1 protein-coding gene is annotated in these 1,273 nt (G+C 37.5%); it reads left to right on the top strand.

Features of this window, described 5'->3' with window-relative positions; all coding sequences use genetic code 11:
* Window positions 1-127 precede the first annotated feature (127 nt).
* Window positions 128-1,225, top strand: a complete 1,098-nt coding sequence (locus IQ228_RS26110; RefSeq protein WP_027403018.1) for a glycosyltransferase — start codon at window positions 128-130, stop codon at window positions 1,223-1,225.
* Window positions 1,226-1,273: the final 48 nt, after the last annotated feature.

Here is a 1,273-nt window from a genome sequence, read left to right as displayed (position 1 = left end):
TTATTAAACAACATAAAATAATTGATACAAAACAACTGATACAACCTAGTAATGCAACATTAAAATTTCAATTACTAGAGAATAAATATTAAAACCAATCATCACTTACCAAATTATCAAGAAAAAGATGAAAATAGCTCTTGTCCATGATTACTTAACCCAACGCGGTGGAGCAGAGCGCGTATTTGAATTATTGTGTAAACGGTATCCCGACGCTGACATTTTCACCTCATTATACGACCCACAAAAAAGTATTGATTTAGGTGAGAGAATCATCAATACCACATTTTTACAAAAAATTCCTGGTGCAACCAAATATTTTCGGATGTTAGCCCCCTTATATTTTCCCGCATTTCGTTCCTTGGATCTTCAAGATTATGACCTAATTATCAGCAGTAGCACCAGTTTTGCCAAAGCAGTACGGAAAAATCCCCAAGCAAAACATATTTGTTTTTGTCATAATGTTACCCGCTTTTTATGGGACACAGAAACATACTTACGGGAATACGGAGACTATAGATACTTTGCTCCTCTCATCGAAAAAATCTTTCAAATGATGAGAGATGTAGACCTGAAATATGCTCAAGAACCCGATCTCTACATCGCTAACTCTACCATTGTTGCCCAACGAATTCAAAAAATTTATCACAAACAAGCGATCGCCATCAACTATCCAATTGATACTAGCAACTTTGTTTTTTCCGATACGAAAGAAGAATACTACTTGGCATCGGCGCGGATGATAAGTTATAAACGTCTTGATATAATAGTCGAAGCTTTTAATTGGTTAGGCTGGAACTTATTAATATCAGGTGATGGACCAGAACAAGAAAGATTAAAAGCCCAGGCATTACCCAACATCCAGTTTCTAGGTCATGTCAGTGATAGAGAACGTAAAGACTTATTTTCCAAAGCCAAATCAGTTATTGTTGCGGCTTTAGAAGATTATGGATTAGTTCCAGTCGAGGCAAACGCCAGTGGTACACCAGTCATTGCTTATGGAGCCGGAGGAGTCTTAGACACTCAAATACCAGGTAAAACAGGTGTGTTTTTCAAAAGACAAGCGCCATGCTCTTTACAAGCAGCTTTACTAGAAGCTGGAGGAATATCTTGGGATTACGAAACTATCCGTAATCATGCCGTTAGCAATTTCTCAGAACAGTCATTCTTTAGTAAAGTTGAGCAAGTTATTGATCAAGCTAGTAGTTCGTCAAATTTATTTTGACGGGTAATGATCGGAAAAAACTTCTGTTCTTCCCTCCCCTACCCCTGT

It is taken from the genome of Dolichospermum sp. LEGE 00246, assembly GCF_015207865.1.
Classification (GTDB): domain Bacteria; phylum Cyanobacteriota; class Cyanobacteriia; order Cyanobacteriales; family Nostocaceae; genus Dolichospermum; species Dolichospermum heterosporum.
Note: the sequence above shows the minus strand (reverse complement) of the source record. Positions and strands in the feature narration are given on the sequence as shown.

Bases quoted from the DNA above. Each gene is read 5' to 3' on its own strand.
- IQ228_RS26110 (WP_027403018.1), top strand. From the start codon at position 128: ATGAAAATAGCTCTTGTCCATGATTACTTAACCCAACGCGGTGGAGCA.